At 45.8% G+C, this 18,188-nt stretch carries 13 protein-coding genes; 6 read left to right on the top strand and 7 right to left on the bottom strand.

Features of this window, described 5'->3' with window-relative positions; all coding sequences use genetic code 11:
- Nucleotide 1: 1 nt before the first annotated feature.
- Nucleotides 2-127, bottom strand: coding sequence for a hypothetical protein (locus CI959_RS21875; RefSeq protein ID WP_255223121.1), 126 nt, complete (start codon nt 125-127; stop codon nt 2-4).
- Nucleotides 128-273: 146 nt separating this feature from the next.
- Nucleotides 274-2,316, bottom strand: a complete 2,043-nt coding sequence (locus tag CI959_RS15055) for a M13 family metallopeptidase (protein ID WP_009276336.1) — start codon at nt 2,314-2,316, stop codon at nt 274-276.
- Nucleotides 2,317-2,498: 182 nt separating this feature from the next.
- Between CI959_RS15055 and CI959_RS15050 the strand changes: the two genes are divergently transcribed.
- Nucleotides 2,499-4,034, top strand: coding sequence for an alpha-N-arabinofuranosidase (locus CI959_RS15050; protein WP_057316625.1), 1,536 nt, complete (start codon nt 2,499-2,501; stop codon nt 4,032-4,034).
- A gap of 82 nt (nt 4,035-4,116) precedes the next feature.
- On the top strand, nt 4,117-5,019 hold the full coding sequence (locus tag CI959_RS15045) for a nucleotidyltransferase (protein WP_005855808.1): 903 nt from the start codon (nt 4,117-4,119) through the stop codon (nt 5,017-5,019).
- Nucleotides 5,020-5,221: 202 nt separating this feature from the next.
- On the opposite strand, the gene CI959_RS15040 is transcribed toward CI959_RS15045, so the two are convergent.
- The 3 genes from CI959_RS15040 to CI959_RS15030 form a co-directional block, all read right to left on the bottom strand.
- On the bottom strand, nt 5,222-6,247 hold the full coding sequence (locus tag CI959_RS15040; protein ID WP_005855807.1) for an alpha/beta fold hydrolase: 1,026 nt from the start codon (nt 6,245-6,247) through the stop codon (nt 5,222-5,224).
- A 17-nt stretch (nt 6,248-6,264) separates the two neighbouring features.
- The gene (locus CI959_RS15035; RefSeq protein ID WP_005855806.1) at nt 6,265-7,428 is read right to left on the bottom strand and encodes an aldo/keto reductase; all 1,164 of its coding nucleotides are present in this window, start codon (nt 7,426-7,428) and stop codon (nt 6,265-6,267) included.
- Between the two features lie 96 nt (nt 7,429-7,524).
- The gene (locus CI959_RS15030; protein WP_057316627.1) at nt 7,525-8,799 is read right to left on the bottom strand and encodes an MBL fold metallo-hydrolase; all 1,275 of its coding nucleotides are present in this window, start codon (nt 8,797-8,799) and stop codon (nt 7,525-7,527) included.
- 197 nt (nt 8,800-8,996) lie between these two features.
- Between CI959_RS15030 and CI959_RS15025 the strand changes: the two genes are divergently transcribed.
- The 3 genes from CI959_RS15025 (at nt 8,997) to dinB (ending at nt 11,590) form a co-directional block, all read left to right on the top strand.
- Nucleotides 8,997-9,668 carry a peptidylprolyl isomerase gene (locus tag CI959_RS15025; RefSeq protein ID WP_005855801.1) on the top strand — a complete coding sequence of 224 codons (672 nt, stop codon included), beginning with the start codon at nt 8,997-8,999 and terminating at the stop codon, nt 9,666-9,668.
- A gap of 5 nt (nt 9,669-9,673) precedes the next feature.
- The gene (locus CI959_RS15020) at nt 9,674-10,438 is read left to right on the top strand and encodes a peptidylprolyl isomerase (RefSeq protein ID WP_005867982.1); all 765 of its coding nucleotides are present in this window, start codon (nt 9,674-9,676) and stop codon (nt 10,436-10,438) included.
- Between the two features lie 66 nt (nt 10,439-10,504).
- Nucleotides 10,505-11,590, top strand: coding sequence for a DNA polymerase IV (gene dinB, locus CI959_RS15015; RefSeq protein WP_009017772.1), 1,086 nt, complete (start codon nt 10,505-10,507; stop codon nt 11,588-11,590).
- A gap of 8 nt (nt 11,591-11,598) precedes the next feature.
- Here dinB and CI959_RS15010 read toward each other — a convergent pair whose 3' ends face one another.
- Together CI959_RS15010 and CI959_RS15005 are read right to left on the bottom strand one after the other, a co-directional pair.
- The gene (locus CI959_RS15010) at nt 11,599-14,157 is read right to left on the bottom strand and encodes a DUF5686 and carboxypeptidase-like regulatory domain-containing protein (protein ID WP_095231478.1); all 2,559 of its coding nucleotides are present in this window, start codon (nt 14,155-14,157) and stop codon (nt 11,599-11,601) included.
- A 222-nt stretch (nt 14,158-14,379) separates the two neighbouring features.
- On the bottom strand, nt 14,380-17,292 hold the full coding sequence (locus tag CI959_RS15005; RefSeq protein ID WP_081033134.1) for a bifunctional fucokinase/fucose-1-phosphate guanylyltransferase: 2,913 nt from the start codon (nt 17,290-17,292) through the stop codon (nt 14,380-14,382).
- Nucleotides 17,293-17,437: 145 nt separating this feature from the next.
- On the opposite strand from CI959_RS15005, the gene CI959_RS15000 reads away from it, so the two are divergent.
- Nucleotides 17,438-18,067 (top strand): master DNA invertase Mpi family serine-type recombinase, encoded by a 630-nt coding sequence (locus CI959_RS15000; protein WP_005855789.1) that lies wholly within the window; start codon nt 17,438-17,440, stop codon nt 18,065-18,067.
- Nucleotides 18,068-18,188 lie beyond the last annotated feature (121 nt).

Below are 18,188 nucleotides of genomic sequence, written 5' to 3'. Positions count from 1 at the left end.
ATCACTTCTTTAGTAAAACCATACCATCGATATCGGGCATCCATGAGCTCCATCCCATCGTGGGAGGATCATACGCAAAAACAGAAGATGCCAAGAGAAGTAAGGCGATTGATATATAGTTTCGCATGGTATAAAATTTTCATGTATAACGTTCTTAATCAAACAAAAATAAGAAAAGTGCATCAGACCGCCAAATCGGGATAAACGAAAAAAGGGAAGTATGCCTTTTTGACGTGACATACTTCCCTCATTTATATAAACTCTGTATTTGGGTTACCAGATAACTACCCGATCAGCCGGAGCCATAAACATCGGATCACCCTCTTTAATGTCAAAAGCGGCATAGAACGGGGCAATATTACGCAAGGCGGCGTTCACACGCCATTTTCCCAATGAGTGCGGGTCGATCTTGGTACGACGACGGATCTCCTCGGGACGGATATTTTGTCCCCACAACGTCGCATATCCCAAGAAGAAACGTTGTTCATTCGTGAAGCCATCGATCGGGGCCGGAGTCTCTTTGCCCTTCAAGCTATTCAAATAAGCTTGGTGAGCGACCAACAAACCTCCGTGGTCGGCGATATTCTCACCCAACGTAAAACGTCCGTTGGCATGAAGCGTATCTATTACGATAATCTGGTCATATTGATCAACCAATTTATCAGCACGCTCCTTGAAACGAACAGCATCCTCGGCAGTCCACCAATCGATCAAATTACCATCCTTATCGTAGTTACGTCCCTGATCATCGAATCCATGCGTCATCTCATGGCCGATTACCACGCCAATAGCGCCATAGTTCACCGCATCATCGGCATCCGGATTAAAGAATGGAGGCTGAAGGATCGCAGCCGGGAAACAGATCTCATTCGTAGTCGGATTGTAATAAGCGTTCACGGTCTGCGGATTCATATGCCAACGAGATTTATCGACCGGCTTATCCACGTCCGCCAATTGATAGGCCATATCGAAGATGTTAGAACGGCGGACATTCGCCCAATAAGAATCGTCCTTGATCTCCAAGCCACTATAATCACGCCATTTGTCCGGATAACCTATTTTCACCGTAAAAGCGGCCAATTTCTCTTGCGCTTTCGCCTTAGTCGTATCGCTCATCCATTCCAAGCCATTGATCCGCTCGCTCAAAGCAGTCTGCAAATTCCCCACTAGCGTCAACATCTTTTCCTTAGAAGAAGCCGGGAAGTATTTCTCTACATACATCTCGCCGACAGCCTCGCCCAACGCACCGTTTACCGTATTCAACGAACGCTTCCAACGAGGTTGTTGTTCCTGCTTTCCGGACATTACCTTTCCATAGAACTCAAAATCAGCGTCTACAAAATCATCACTTAGGTACGGAGCCGCCGCGCTCAATAAATTAAACGCCAAATAATATTTTTGCTCATCGACCGTCGTATTCTGCAAAGCCTTATTCATATCCTTATAGAAGTTGATTTGCTTCGCATCCAACTCTTTCAGCCCAGCTAATCCCATGGATTCAAAATATACATCCCAATCCAACGGGGATTCTATTTGCTTGAAATCCTCGTAAGCCAATTTATTATAGTTTTTCTGGGAGTCACGCAAATCCTCACGGCCATAAGAGATCTCAGCGATAGCCTTCTCTATTTTCATCACGGCATCCACCGCCGCATCCGCCTGTTCCGGGCTTGAGCCGGCCAACGTAAATAACTTATTTATATAAGCCCTGTAAGCGTCACGCATCTTAGCGGAACCTTCATCTTCCAACAAATAATAATCCCGATCGCCCATTCCGATACCAGCCTGATACAGCTGGACGATATTCATGGCACTATTCTTCTCGTCAGCGTCCACGAACAAAGCGAAGAACGGAGCCATGCCTTCCTTATGAAGCGTAGCCACCATCTTAGAGACATCCGATTTCGTCGCCAGCGCATTGATAGCGGCCAGTTCCTCTTTGATAGGAGCCACTCCATCGGCATTCAACTTCGTGCTATCCAATCCCATCGCATACAAAGCGCCGATCTTCCCGGCGACACTACCCGCCTCATGGGGCGTAGCGCTAAGTTCCTCGATCAATACCCGGAGCTGCTCTTGGTTATTCTCTAGTAATTGGTCGAAAGTTCCGAAACGAGCGTATTCCGGTTTCAAAGGATTATTCTTAATCCATCCACCACAAGCGTATTCATAAAAATCCGTGCCTGCGGCAACCGTGGTATCCATATTCGCAGGATTAATAGCAGCGATCTTCACTACCTCTTTCTGAGGAGTGTTACAACTCGCTAAAGCGACTATCCCAGCCGCTAAAAACGGAAACATTTTTCTCTTTCTCATTTTGTTTAGTCTTTTGCCTTAAAACCTTACAAAGATACGATAAATACGCAAAAGAAAAACATGTACGTGTTTCTTTTAAAACATGTACGACTTTTTACGAAAACACGTACGTGTTTTTCGGACGATAAAAGGATTCATGTATTCAAGAATAAGTGTATCTTTGCCAACAAATCATTTATATCATGAAGAAACTAATAATCAGCGTTTGGGCATTTATCGCCCTTCCCTTATTCGCTCAGCGAGACGCGAATATCCGTATTTATCCGGAGCAAGGTAACCAACAGATCAGTAAACATATTTACGGGCAATTCGCCGAACATCTAGGGAGTTGTATCTACGGTGGCTTATGGGTGGGACCAGAGTCCGACATCCCTAATACCCAAGGATACCGTACGGATGTCTTAAACGCGTTGAAGAAACTACAGATCCCGAACTTACGTTGGCCGGGCGGTTGCTTCGCCGACGAATATCATTGGATGGATGGAATCGGCCCCAAGGAAAATCGCCCGAAAATGGTGAATAATAACTGGGGAGGGACGATTGAGGATAATAGTTTTGGAACCCATGAGTTCTTGAATCTATGTGAGTTATTAGGTTGTGAGCCTTACATCAGCGGAAACGTGGGAAGCGGTACGGTTGAGGAAATGGCTAAATGGGTGGAATACATGACCTCGGAAGGAGACAGCCCTATGGCCAACCTACGCCGGAAAAATGGCCGGGATAAGGCATGGAAAGTCAAGTTTTTCGGCGTTGGGAACGAGAGTTGGGGATGCGGGGGCAGTATGCGACCGGAATATTATTCCGACCTTTACCGTCGTTACTCTACGTATTGCCGTAACTATGATAGCAATGTCTTGTTCAAGATCGCCAGCGGTGCCAGCGATTATGATTACAACTGGACCGAGACGCTGATGAAACAAATCGGCGGACGCATGGATGGTATCTCTTTACATTATTATACAGTAGGAGATTGGAACAATAAAGGCTCCGCTACCGATTTCAACACGGAGGATTATTACTGGACCTTAGGAAAATGCCTTGAGATAGAGGATGTCGTTAAAAAGCATATCGCTATCATGGATAAATACGACCCGAAGAAAAATATAGCCCTCATGGTAGACGAATGGGGTACTTGGTGGGATGTGGAACCCGGTACGATCCCCGGCCATCTGTTCCAGCAAAACACGATGCGCGACGCTTTCGTAGCCGCTCTTACCCTACATGTCTTCCACAAATATACGGACCGGGTGAAAATGGCCAATATCGCACAGATTGTCAATGTATTGCAGTCCATGATCCTCACGAAAGGCAAGGACATGGTGCTTACGCCTACTTACCATGTGTTCGAGATGTACAAGGTTCATCAAGACGCTACCTTTTTGCCGATGGATCTAATCTGCGACAAGGAGAAAGTAAGAGACAACCGGGAAGTGCCGGTCGTAAGCGCCTCCGCATCCCGGGACTCGCAGGGTAAAATCCATATCTCGTTGGCGAACGTAGATCCCCGGCAAAGCGAGAACATCCATATCGACCAGCAAAACGTAACGATAAAGAGCGTGAACGGGCGTATCCTGACAGCGTCCTCCATAAACGACTATAACACATTCGATTCGCCGGAGAAGGTCAAGCCGGAAGTTTTCAAGGGAGCCAAGGTGGAAAAGGGAAAGTTAAGCGTCAGCCTGCCTCCCATGTCGATCGTCGTATTAGAAGTTTTATAAAAAGACGGACAATAACATGGCAATGTTTCTATAATTATTAACTTTGCCCGAAGAATTAAAAAACACATTAAAGAAACGCATTATGAAACCTACATTATTTGTATTGGCAGCCGGAATGGGTAGTCGTTATGGAGGATTAAAACAATTGGACGGCCTAGGTCCCAATGGCGAGACCATCATGGACTATTCTATTTTCGATGCTATTCGTGGCGGGTTCGGTAAACTTGTATTCGTTATCCGCAAATCTTTCGAGAAAGACTTCCGTGAGAAAATCATCTCCAAATATGAGAACCATATCCCGGTTGAAGTCGTATTCCAAGATTTGAACGATCTTCCGGAGGGCTTCACCTGCCCGGAGGGACGTGAGAAACCGTGGGGAACCAACCATGCCGTATTGATGGGCAAGAAGGTTATCAATGAGCCTTTCGCCGTAATCAACGCCGATGATTTCTACGGACGTGACAGCTTCGCCGTATTAGGCAAGCAATTGTCTGAGATGGATGGCAAGAAGAATGATTATTGCATGGTAGGCTACCGTGTAGGTAATACGTTGAGCGAGAGCGGTTCCGTAGCACGTGGTGTTTGCGCCACGAACGAGGAAGGTTATCTGACAGGCGTCGTGGAGCGTACCGCTATCGAACGTATCGACGGAGATATCCAGTTTGTAGACGAGAACGGAAAGAAGGTCGTATTGGAAGAAAATACGCCGGTATCCATGAATATGTGGGGCTTCACTCCCGATTACTTCGAGTATTCCGAGGAATATTTCAAGGAGTTCCTAAAAGCCAATATGGGTAATTTAAAGAGTGAATATTTCATCCCGTTGATGGTAAATAAATTGATCACGGAAGGAACAGCCCGTGTGAAAGTATTGGATACAACCTCCAAATGGTTCGGCGTAACTTATGCGGCGGATCGTCAAGGCGTTGTGGATAAGATCCAAGCCTTGGTAGACGCAGGCGAGTATCCAAGCAAATTATTCTGATTATAAGGTTCTTATGGCTGATTCCTCAGCAGGAAGTAACAGCCGTGGCCTAAGACTCTTATCGTATCACCCTTGTGAAGCGATCTTTTCACCTCTGTGAAGCGATCTTTTCACGGGGGTGATACGATCTTTTCACCTCTGTGAAAAGATCAATACCTCCTAATGAAAACGATACTATATATATTTCCATTACCCAAAAGACCTAGTCCAAAGCTTTTGTATGTAACCATTCAGAAAGCAAATCCGCAACCTCTATATTATTTAAATCCGACATAGGGAAATGGGTATTGCCATGTAATCCTACCTCCGGTAAATGAATAACGGTGACATCCCCACCCTGATCATTCAGCATTTTTGCCCATATCTTCATCAAGCGCAAACGGCGTGTCCATTCATATAACTCCGGACGCTCATCGGTTTCGGGTAAATTATCTCCATAATAAATGACGATAGGGACCTTGGTATATTCCATGAATACGGACATAGGTACTTCAATGCCTTCCATTTTCTTGGAAAGCGTAATAAACTTAGCCTCCTCCGGCAATTGCCCTTCCGGAAAAGGAACCGCTCCACCCGGTTCGTATGATGCGATAGCCTTAATGTTTCTCGTCTTAAGCAATGTATTCCATCCAACGGGCCCGCCTTGCGAATGGGTAATAAATACGCCCGGGCCTATCTTGTCGAACAAAGCGGCGTAGGCATCCGAATAGACCTCAAAATCCGTCGTGCCAATAGTCGGCGTCATTTGACGAAAGTATTGGTCCAAGGTTTCCTTATCCCGCTTAAACTGTACTCCTTCAAAATAATCCGGCCAGATACCTACACGAAAACGGTTAAACCAAACCTCCTCGTCAAACGCCGGAGAAATTGTCACGCTCTCCGTACCTCTACCGGCGTTCCCTCTACGAGGCTGATCGACAAGATAGACACTAAACCGGCGACGTAAGAAAATATTCTGGAAGCCCTCACGCCCGTCGGGTGTGGTTTCCCATGTCTTAGAAAACTGCCCTACACCATGGGCGAATACCAATGGGTATTTCCTTGCTCCGACCGGCTTTTGATAAAATACGTACGCATGGTCGCCATGAAAAGTATGCCCTAATGAATCAACCAAGACCGTACCTCCAACAGCGAAGCTGCCTTGCTCATCAACCATCAGAACACGCTCATCTCGCTGTTTACATCCAACAAGCAAGAGAATGATACCAAGTATAAAAACAGGTCTCATATTTCCGATAGCTTAATCTATTTCTGTACTTTTGATTCCTGTAGCGCATTATAACGGCTTCCCACTACAGGGATAGCGGAAACCGCATCCTCCAATTCCCTCATCTCACCGGCGGTGAAAATGATATCCGCAGCACGTAAATTCTCTTCCAGATGAGACAGCTTCGTAGTCCCCGGTATAGCTACGATCCAAGGTTTCTTATTCATTAACCATGCCAAGGCAACTTGTGCGGGCGTGATCCCCCGTGTCCTCCCAAAAGCATTCAGCACTTCCACGATCCGCATATTGGCACGGATAGCTTCCGGTTGAAAACGAGGTAAATCTTGACGATTGTCGTTTTCCGGATCAAATCGAGTATACTCGTTAATCAAGCCTCCCAAAAAGCCTCGATTTATCGGACTATAAGGAACAAAACCAATACCCAATTCCTCACACAACGGCAATACGCTCTCCTCCACGGCACGATGCATCAAATGATATTCACTCTGTATAGCCGTAACAGGGCAGATCCTATGGGCACGGCGGATGGTATCGGCATTCACCTCGCAAAGTCCGAAATGCAATACCTTGCCTTCTCTGATCAATTCGTTCACGGTCTCAGCGACGACCTCAATCGGAGTGTTCGGGTCCGCACGATGCTGGTAAAACATACCGAGAGTTTCTACTCCAAGATTGCGAAGCGAATTCTCGCACACCTTACGTATATTGTTGGGAGAACTATCTTCCTCTGTCTTGATTTGTACGCCATCCACAAACTTATGCCCAAATTTAGTAGTTACAAATACCCGGTCCGAATAACCTTTCAACGCTTCGCCAACTAATCGTTCATTCGTTTGATAACCATAGCTCTCTGCCGTGTCGAACAAAGTAACACCACGATCGATGGCCTCATGTACCAAAGCGATTACTTGCTTCTTGCCGGGATGCTGGCCGCGATGATGATTCAATCCCATACAACCAAATCCCATAGCCGATACAACCATAGAAGCCGTACCACTTCCCAATGTCCGCTTTACACCGACCACGGCATTAGTTTTACAATCCAAGGCCGAGGGTCCTTGCCTGTTCACGCCCTCACAGGCAACCATTCCATTGAATACGGAAGAAGCACATATCCCTGTTCCTGCCAATACCGCCGACCTCAAAAATCCCCGACGGCTTATCTCATTGTACTTTCTCATAACTTATGACCTTTCTAATTAATATTCCATTCACGGCAAAAATACTACGTTCCTACATCCAAACATGTATCAAAACCACAGATAGATATACCAATTTCATCGGTCATACTCCTTATCCGTCACAGCCCGGAGCTGTACGGCATGATTCTCGATCGCATGTTCCGTAATGGTCATACACACGATAGAGCTACCCGGTGTCGCCCCATTCCAATGGCGTACATTAGGAGGTGTCACGATCACATCACCCTTCCGGATCACACGTTTCTCTCCTCCTTCCTCTTGATAATATCCTTCTCCATCAAGTACTAACAAGGTTTGTTCGGCATCCGGATGGTAATGCCAGAAATTACGACTGTAAGGTTTGAATATAAAATGCGCGATCATCGTATTACCAGACTCCTTCAACAAGGAGACATAGACATCCCCCGTATTATACTCCGACGAAGCCTTTGCGTCAGCAGGGAAAATCAATGTCTCGGCACTTTGTTCACCCTCGCTAGAGCTGAGAGCTACAAGGTCAAAAGCTTCTCCCGGGGCTAAGACATGAACACGTTCCGGATTGAAGATACGCTCTTCTAGCATTTTAGGGTCGGCATTGAATGGTTTCATATCGGGAGCATCCACCGTTCCCCAATGAGACAGGAGAAGCTGCGCTTTAGGATAAGCATTTGCGATCTTTATGGCTCCCTCCAATCCTATATGCCATGAATCATCCGAAAAATCAAAGAAAATCACGTCCGGGGCAGGTAATTCCAAGAACTCAGGAAGAAAGCGGGAATCTCCCGGTGCCCAAATTAAGCCATCCGGTGTTTTCATGAGGAAACCACAATAATCTTCAACCTTAAATTCATGCGTATATCCCGGATACTCATTTTGCCACGTATGGTAAGCCGGAGTTAACTTGATAGAAATCGGACCAACATTAAAAGTCTCCCCGATACGATGTCCGAAAGAGTTCAAACCCTGTGCTTCCATCAAAGAATCCATGTAGAATGTAGAATGATATTCCCGGCATACAGAAGACATTTCCGTACAAGTAGGAACACTGTAATGATCATTGTCGCAATGAGTGATCAATACCGCATCCAAATGGGGAACATCTTTAGGGGCGATCGGCATATTTATTAACAAAGGCATATCAAATCCCTTCAACATAGGATCGACCATCAAACACGTACCACGGCTATTAATCAGAAAGCCAGCGTTCCCCAACCAGCGTATAACCGTATGCCCGGTTGACTCAAAAGCCTCTTTGCCGAAAGGTTGTGATGCAGGAGGGATGGCTTGACCCTTTTCATTATAAGAAAACTGAGCCTTTATGTTTAAGACAATCCCCCCTAAAATTAAAATAGCTAAGATACTTGCTCTCATAGTATATTGAATTTAGAGTTTTAAATTTCTATGACAAAATTACCTAGATTCAACATAAAACGATGTGCATATATTACAGATGTTTGTAACGCTATTACGGTTTCCTACCAAAGAAATCATGTTTAGACCTATTCCTTTGATCATAGATATCGATATTTATTCTTATTTTTGTCCATCTAAAACTAATAGAAATAAATATGAGACGGATTCTTACGATGTTGTTTGTTTCGGTATTTATGCTTTCGCTATGCCCGCTGCATGCGCAAGAGACTGAGACATTGGTGCTGATTGATACGGATATGGGTAAGATTAAGGTGAAACTGTTCAACGACACGCCGTTGCACAGGGATAATTTTATCAAGAACGTAAAAGAACACCGTTACGATGGATTATTGTTCCATCGGGTTATCAAGCAATTCATGATACAAGGAGGCGATATCAACTCGAAAGACGCTCCCTTGGACGCACATCTGGGCGACGGAGATCTAGATTACACCATCCCCGCCGAGTTCGTGTATCCGAAATATTTCCATAAGCGGGGAATGCTCTGTGCCGCACGTACCCCGGATGAGGAGAATCCCGAGAAGGCCTCATCAGCGACTCAATTCTATATCGTGACCGGAAAGTTCTTTACGGAGATGGAGCTAGATAAGATGACCAAGGAGAAAGGCATCGAGTTTACGCCGGAGCAAAAAGAAGCCTATATGCTGGAAGGCGGAACGCCTCATCTGGACGGCAACTATACGGTGTTCGGAGAGGTTATACAGGGTATGAAAGTCGTGGATAAGATACAGTTCGTCGAGACGAACGCCGAAGACAGGCCCACGAAGAACATAAAGATCAAGTCAATGAAACTCATAGAAAAATAAGTAAAATGGAAAATCAAGCAACTGAGACAAGGGTGCTTATGCACACCAACAAAGGAGATATAAAGCTGAAATTATATAACGACACGCCATTACATCGTGATAACTTTATCAAGTTGGTAAAAGAAGGGCAATATAACGGCTTGCTGTTCCACCGTGTGATCAAGGATTTCATGATACAAGGAGGTGACGTAACTTCCAAGGATGCCCCAATGAACAAGCAACTGGGAGCGGGCGATCTGGGCTATACCGTTCCCGCCGAATTCCGTTACCCGAAATATTTCCACAAGAAAGGAGCCCTTTGCGCCGCACGTACCGGAGACGAGGTGAACCCGGAAAAGGCCTCTTCCGCCTCCCAATTCTATATCGTAACGGGGAAAAAGTATTCGGAACAAGAGTTGAACCAGATGGAAAAGCAATTGGAAGGCCGTCTGAAACAAGAGATATTCGCCCGCCTGCAAAACGAGAACAAGCCTAAGATCATGGAATTCTATCGCAGTGGTAACAAGGAAGAACTGGCGATCCTTCGTGATACCTTGATTGGCAAGACCGAGCTGGAGGCCGAGAAGCGGAAAGACGAGGTAAAGTTAAACCCGGAACTCCGTGAGGCTTACAAGAACGAAGGTGGCGTACCGTTCCTCGACAATCAATACACGGTTTACGGCGAAGTGGTAGAAGGCATGGATGTCGTAGACGCCATACAGTCCTCCAAGACCAACAAGCAAGATCGTCCGACCGAGAATATCGTCATTAACTCCGTAGAGATCTTATAATGCGGTTATCGGCTTCATAAACCGACGAAGGGGCTTATCGCGAATATCAGTAATAAAAGAGCTATCTTGAGAAAGATCATACATATCGATATGGATGCCTTTTATGCCTCGGTGGAACAACGAGACAATCCGGAGTTGCGAGGAAAACCCCTAGCGGTCGGGCATGCGGAGCAGAGAGGCGTAGTAGCCGCCGCTAGCTACGAGGCCCGGAAATATGGGGTACGTTCCGCCATGGCATCTCAAAAAGCCAAACGTTTATGCCCGGACCTGATATTCGTACACGGAAGGATGGACGTATATAAATCCGTCTCACGCCAGATCCACGAGATCTTCCACGATTATACGGATATCATAGAACCCCTTTCCTTGGATGAAGCCTTCTTGGATGTCACCGATAATAAACAAGGCATCTCTCTCGCTGTAGATATCGCCAAGGAGATCAAGAAACGGATCTGGGAAAACTTGAACCTGATAGCGTCAGCGGGAGTCTCCTACAACAAATTTCTAGCGAAAATAGCCTCGGATTATCGAAAACCCAATGGATTATGTACCATTCACCCAAGCCAAGCCCTCGATTTCATAGCCCGTCTTCCCATCGAGTCTTTCTGGGGAGTAGGTCCCGTAACAGCCCGAAAAATGCATACGCTCGGTATCCACAACGGACTGCAATTACGGGAATGTTCGGGGGAGATGCTTACCCGCCAGTTCGGAAAGGCGGGAATACTTTATTATGAGTTTGCCAGAGGTATAGACAACCGTCCCGTAGAAGCGGTACGAATCCGGAAGTCGGTAGGTTGCGAGCATACGCTAGAAAAAGATATCTCCCGCAAATCCTCTGTTATCATCGAGCTTTATCACGTAGCGACCGAACTTATCGGCAGGCTGGAACGTTCCGGATTCAAGGGAAACACACTGACCTTAAAGGTCAAGTTCCATGATTTCAACCAAATCACGAGAAGCCTCAGCCGTCCGGAAGAGTTAACAACCTTAGATAAGATCCTTCCCTTGGCCAAGGAATTACTGAAAGAAGTGGAATATACCGAGCATCCCATCCGACTGATCGGCCTATCCGTATCTAATCCCGTAAAAGAGGAGCCTCATACGAAAGACCGTTGGGAACAATTAAGTTTTGAGTTCAGCGACTGGAAATAATACTTGCCCTAGAAGGATAGCTTCATCATAAAACGTATACCCTTTGTCTGGATGCCCGGATGATCCTTATAGGTCAGACGCCATACATAATCCAAACGCAAGAACTTAAAGATATTCTCGATACCGACACCCGCCTCCATATAAGGAGTAGACGGGTCCATCAGGTAAGAGCCCTGCGGGAATAAGAACAAGCCCTCATTCTGCTCACTGATATACGGATTATTCTTATCCGTCAAGTGTCCGAACATACCCCGGAAAGAAAAGACCTCTCTCCATTTTAACTTCTTGATAAGCGGGATACGGTTCAACAAGGTTCCGTTCATGAAATAAGTAATATCCCACGAAGCGTACTCATCGTTGATGAACTCCATCGCATTCATATTCGTATAAGATTCCGGTTGCACCAAATACGACAAGTTTGCGTTTGGCAAGATCAACAAAGGATAAGGGGCCTTTGTCCAAACTTTACCTGCTTTAGCGAGAATATCCACATAACCGAAAGCAGAGAACCAGAAGCGTTTCTGGATACCGATCTCCGTCTTCTGATAATCATACGAACTACCTAATACATCTTGGAAAGCCATCGTATGGTTCAAGGTGAATACCGGTGCGTCAAGCGTAATCGGATAACGGTAATTACGAGTCTGGTAGAATTTCTCATTCGGGGCAAAACGGAACTTAAACTCCACTTCCGACATCCGGTAGGAATCGGTAGCCGTGATCTGGCCATCCGGACCGATACGGTCGAATGCGGCGTAACCGGTTGAGTATTCCTTAAAATTCCGAAGTACCGCCCCATAAGCCCAGCCGTTATAATGTTCACGGTAATAGGTCAGTTCCATATTCCTTAAATAGGTGGCACGTGTATCCTTCTGCCGCTTCAAGGCTAAGAACATATTATCCTTGTTGGTATACATATACTGCTGACCTAACTGGTTGATATCATATAGGTACTCGAAGCGAATAGAATGCACGGGAAATTCTTTCCGATAATCCTTCTTATCGATAAAAGAATATTCTACGATACCATCATATTTCAACTTGCGGTCTTTCGATCCATAAGCCAAATAACCATCCAAGAAAAGACGTTTACTGAACGCCGTTGTCGTGGTTCCACCGACACGGAAGCGGGCCCCCTCAATCGCGTTACCACTGATATAGGTGTTCATCGGGCCAAACTCGAACTTGCTCTTCTCCGGAATCTTATTCGTCGCGATATAACCGGAGGTAAGGATCGAAACAACCTTCTCCGTCACATAGAAAATAGGAACGGAACGAAGTTTCGCCATTAGCAACTCCACGTTATTCTGCTTGCGAGTTCCCGCCTCAGTAGGACGATTCTCCTCCCAGAAATCCGCCGAACGGCGATAAGCTTCCATCGGTATAATAATAGGTGCGCTCTCCTCGAATACTTTAGGATCATCGGGTCCCTCAAACGCTTGATTCGAATAGATATTCAAACGGCGGGCATACATTCCTTTCGATTTCTCCGTCAATTTGAAGTCCACGTTGATATCATCTTTCGTAATGATACGAGTCCCATCCGGGGCACGGTCGAAAGTCTGCTCGATCGTCATTCCACCGACAAAATTCAAGTTGATCTTCTTCGGGACATTCAACTTAACCTTCTGCACGAAATAAGTAGAATCCAACGTGATAAAAAGATGTCCCGTAAAGCCGAACGTCTCCGGAGTAAACGGAGCGAAACCCAAATCCACACACTTCTGTCCGGCGACCTCCACCGTGTCTAGCAAATAATATTTATAGAAGTTAGGTCCCATCGTAGACATAGGGCTTACGAAACGGTTCAAGAACAAAGGAATATCATTCTGGAAGATATTCACTTCCCGAAATACCTCATTCAAGAACTGTTGCATACCGTCTCGTGAGAAGACCTCATCCACACCAGCCGCTTTCGTAGCCTGAACGACCCTCTTTTCCGTCTTCGGGTCTTTACGATAATAAACGGTCTGGATTTTCTCACGTTCGGATACCGGCAAGATCGTCTTTCCCACCTCCAACGTATCGATAAACTCAGTCAAGAAGTCAAACTTTCCCGCCTTTCCATCCTTTTTCGGTTTCGGTTGGTAATCGTTCATAGCGAAGACCATCTTCTCGTATTGATCATACCGAAAATAATCATGATTACGAGGATCGTTGCTCTCCCGACGTGCGATAGCGTTTTTGATAAAGGTAACCGCAGGATTATCCTTCTTCCGATATCTTTCCTTTCCCGGCTTGATGATCACCTCCGACAAATTAATACTTGTCGGAGCTAGCTGAATCTTCAAATGTTCCGCTTTACCCGGAACGAATTTCAATTCTTTCTCCGTATAACCCAAATAAGAGACCTGTAAAGTACGTACCTTAGATGAAGAGGAAAGCGTAAAAGCCCCATCCAGATCTGTCGTAGCACCTATCGTAGTTCCCTTCAAAATCACAGCCACATAAGGCAAAGGTTCTCCCGTAATGGAATCAGTCACGATTCCTTTTATCATGTAGTTCTGGCTCTTCGCTACCCAAGCGAACGCCAATAAAAGCCATATAAAAACAATTCTCTTCCCCATCAGATCTGACACCTCATTAAACTCCGCAAAAGTACAACAGGATCATTTATATAAATGTTCCAAAACACATGCAATATATTCCAATTAGCAACAAAACAGGCAAAAATACACACGTATATACGCAACGCCCCTCAGCAGTATAGGCATAGGCCTGTATCTATACCAGCGTAAGCCAACACCTATACTGGCGTGTGCCCTCGCCTATACCGGCGTGGCACGAACCTACGAACGACTAATCTGAAGCCCCTTATTCGACAAGCTCATCTCCACGAACCGGGCGTTCGAATTGGGTGGAGAAAGAGTCAATATCTTTCGGATTTGCAGGGCCGCACCCGGGTCTTTCGCTACGATATATAAGTAACCACCACCGCCTGCTCCCGGAAGTTTATATCCCAAGGCATAAGCCTGTATCTTGGAGATAATAGCTTCCACCGCCGCCGGATTCGTTCCGGAATCGAGTGCCTTATTTTGCTCCCAAGTCTTTCCGACCAATTTACCATAAGTCACGAAGTCTCCGCATTGGATCGCCTCGTACATATCGAGCGCATGGGCTTTCATCTCGGACAAAAGACCTAAATGCGCCTCGCTATTCAAGAACATACCCCGTACGATTTCCGACAAAATATCTTTCGCCGTACGAGTAATTCCCGTATAATAAAGAAGATGACAAGGCCGGTATTCCGGATCAGTAAACAAATATTCCGGCAGCCAACGTACCAAAGGATTCTGATTAAAACCCTCGTTCGTTTGCAAGAGTTTCAAACCGTGCAATACACCACCGTATTGATCTTGCCATCCCCCGCCGGTAGTCAGCAATTGTTCTAAAATCAAGGTGCGGTTTCCGATCTCATTCTTATCCCAAGCCAAGCCACAAAAATCAGAGATAGCGCCCAGCACGGTAGCCGCGAGGATCGAGCTAGTGCCTAAACCGGAACCCGCCGGTATCGCCGCCAACAAGGTAATCTCGAGCCCGCTACCAAAAGCTTCCAGCTGGACATCCAAAGAAGCATAAGCCTCCGCCGAGAATTCCGGGACAAATCCCGCCAAGGCCAAAGCCGCTTTCGGGATGGAAAACGGCGATCCTACCTTATTATAATCACGAAGCTCATCCCATGAAGAGATAACCTCCATCGCTCCCAGATCGATCGAGCGAAGGATAATCTTATGGGTATCGGAAGGCTTGATATAGACTTGTAGTGGTGGTTGCCCGTTTAACTCGATCGCCACGTTCACCACGTTTCCACCCGCATATAAGCAATAGGGCGGCGTATCTGTCCACCCACCTGCCAAATCAATACGTACCGGACTACGTCCCCATACGATCTGGTCCCGATAGACATTCAAACACGGCTGCTGCTTACTTCCGAGGACGGAACCGACCAGTCCCTCCCGCAACAAAGCGAAAGCCTTTTGCTCCTCCTCCTTATACGCTACCCCCGAGATCTTCATCACCTGAGAACGGAACATATGATTATGTATCCTTTTCATCAACGGATTATCCTCGGGAAGGGCTTTCGGTAAGACAATCTTGTCTTTGGCGAAGCTTTCCGCTGCATCCGAAAGATCCAATTGATAGAATACACTTTTCTCATGATTAGCGGCCAATAATGACCAGTCTTTTTTACGGAAAACTTCTCGCTGAGCTACTAAACGGCGTAAATTCGCTTGATCGGACAAATCATTCGCCGATAATTTTCGGGCGGAAAGCCAAATATGCTTTCCCTCTTCCCTATCCAGCTCCGTAATCATCCAGCGCAGCACTTTTCCCAGCTCATCCACGGTTTGGCAAACAGGGAACAAAGGTGCGTTTTGTATATCCTCATTCCCTCCCAAGGTGATACCTCGCTCCATCGCCCAAGTCAAGATAGGTTTCCCCATAAACAAGGTAGACACATCAGACAAGGCCCCTTTAAACAAGTCATTAAAACCATAGGGCCTTGCCGCCCAATTGGTTTCCCCTACCGGGACAACATCTACACAGATACCTTCCGGCAGGGATAAGTTCCAATTATTCTCCGGAACACCCGTTATAATTTGCTGGCCACGTAACGTCCAATTCTCACCGATATAACTATTCTCTATCCATAATTCCGAATTCTCAGCGGTCAATTTCTGGTGTAACACCGCATTCTGCACAAACATGGCGGGATGTGGTTTCACCTTACGCTGCATGATCGCACGTTGATCCCTAACTAAGTTCTGTACCGCCAATGTAGAGGAAATCAACTCACGGCTAGTTCCATAATGATAGAACTCTCCACCCGGAAGCGGCAGAATCGCTACTGAAAGCTGATTTAACTCCGAGTCCGTGATACGTGGATTCTTCCCCAAGGCCAACCCGAACTCAGCATATAAATCATACGCCTTCATCGCCTTGCCATCTTCGGTATAGGAATGTTTCATTAATAACCGCACCGCCTTGTCGCTTAGCAGCCAGATACCGATATCCATCAAGAATAAATGACTACCCGCCAATTCCCCCAAAGTTTCCAACGAAGGCTTCTGTAGCATGAAGTCCAGAGTGTCCGGAGACTTACGGCTCGATACAAAAACCCCGTGATTCTTGGCCAACGAAGGCTCGACCCATAAACCGTAACAAACCACATCTACCTCAGGAATCTCCTGCAAAGGCTGGTTAGCACGGATATATACGTCACCGCTAGCGATCAAGGTATGAAGCGATTCCGGCGCCTTTTTCATGATCCGTTCATAAAGAGGTAATTGCAAAGACAATAAGTTCTGGGATAACCTCTGCCCTCTTGCCCAGCGAAACACAGGGATCGGAGTCAATATTTTCCCGGATGGCGCATATCCGGGCAAACGGCGGCTTTGCCCTCCGGCATGCAACAAGATACGCTTCTCCTGTCCCAACCACTCCTCCACGGATACATCAGGGGCCTCTTTTCGCCGGGAGGCCTCCAACAACCAAGTCGTTCCTCCCCCGGATCCCAAGCGGGCACCTACCGGATCCGAGGTGCAAAACCATTCCTCCGTACTTACATGCTCTATCGCATGGAAACAATCAACCAAATTTGGAGGTAAAGACAATAACTTTTTCATACCCATGATCATTCTAAGACTCCTTCTTATTTTTCGAAAGCAAAAGTAACTTAAATTTTCTATACGGATATCCATTAACCCTTTTTATTACAATTTGTATGGAGTTCAAACCCACTCAACTTCTTTAACACACCCATAAAAAAGTTTGTTTTTACTAAAACACACTATCAATCAATCCGTTTCCAGTATCTTGGTTGTTGTTTAATTAAATATAGGACATATGGTATACGGTTATGTAAGAGTCAGTACAGACAAACAAACTACTGAAAACCAGCGATTCGAGATTGAGAAATTCACAAAATCGAGGAACATGAGAATCGACAGGTGGGTAGATGAGACGATCAGCGGGACAAAAGTAATCGCCGATCGCCAACTTGGTAAATTATTAAAGCAAATACGTAAAGGCGACATCCTGATCACGACGGAACTGTCACGTCTCGGACGTAATCTTATGCAAGTTATGAGCTTCCTTCATCAATGTATGGAAAGAGACATCATTGTATTTACGGTAAAGGAAGGTTACGAACTCGGAAATAACATTAACAGTAAAATCTTGGCATTCGCATTTAGCCTAAGCGCCGAAATTGAACGCAACCTGATTTCGCAACGAACGAAAGAAGCGTTGGCTCGGAAAAAAGTGCAAGGTGCCAAACTGGGCCGTCCAAAAGGAGAGCGACCGGAAGCCTGTAAGCTAAAAGGTAAGGAAGAGATGATCTTGCAGTATATTAAAGAACATAAGACTAAAGTATATATCAGCAAGAAACTGGGAGTAAACCGGCAAACCTTGAGGGAATTTCTCAAGACTCATCCGGAAATTCCACGGAAATGGAAAAGAATACAGAAGGATTAACAACTCAAGCAATAATTAACGTATGTTAAATTAGTTTAGTTTAGCAGACTTATCGCTCGTTTATTTGTTTATTCCCATTAACTTGCGGAGGAATAAGATAGAAATATACTTGAAATATCCT

This window comes from Parabacteroides sp. AT13 (assembly GCF_002272965.1).
In the GTDB taxonomy this organism is placed as follows: Bacteria; Bacteroidota; Bacteroidia; order Bacteroidales; family Tannerellaceae; genus Parabacteroides; species Parabacteroides distasonis.
This window is presented reverse-complemented; position numbering and strand designations above follow the sequence as displayed.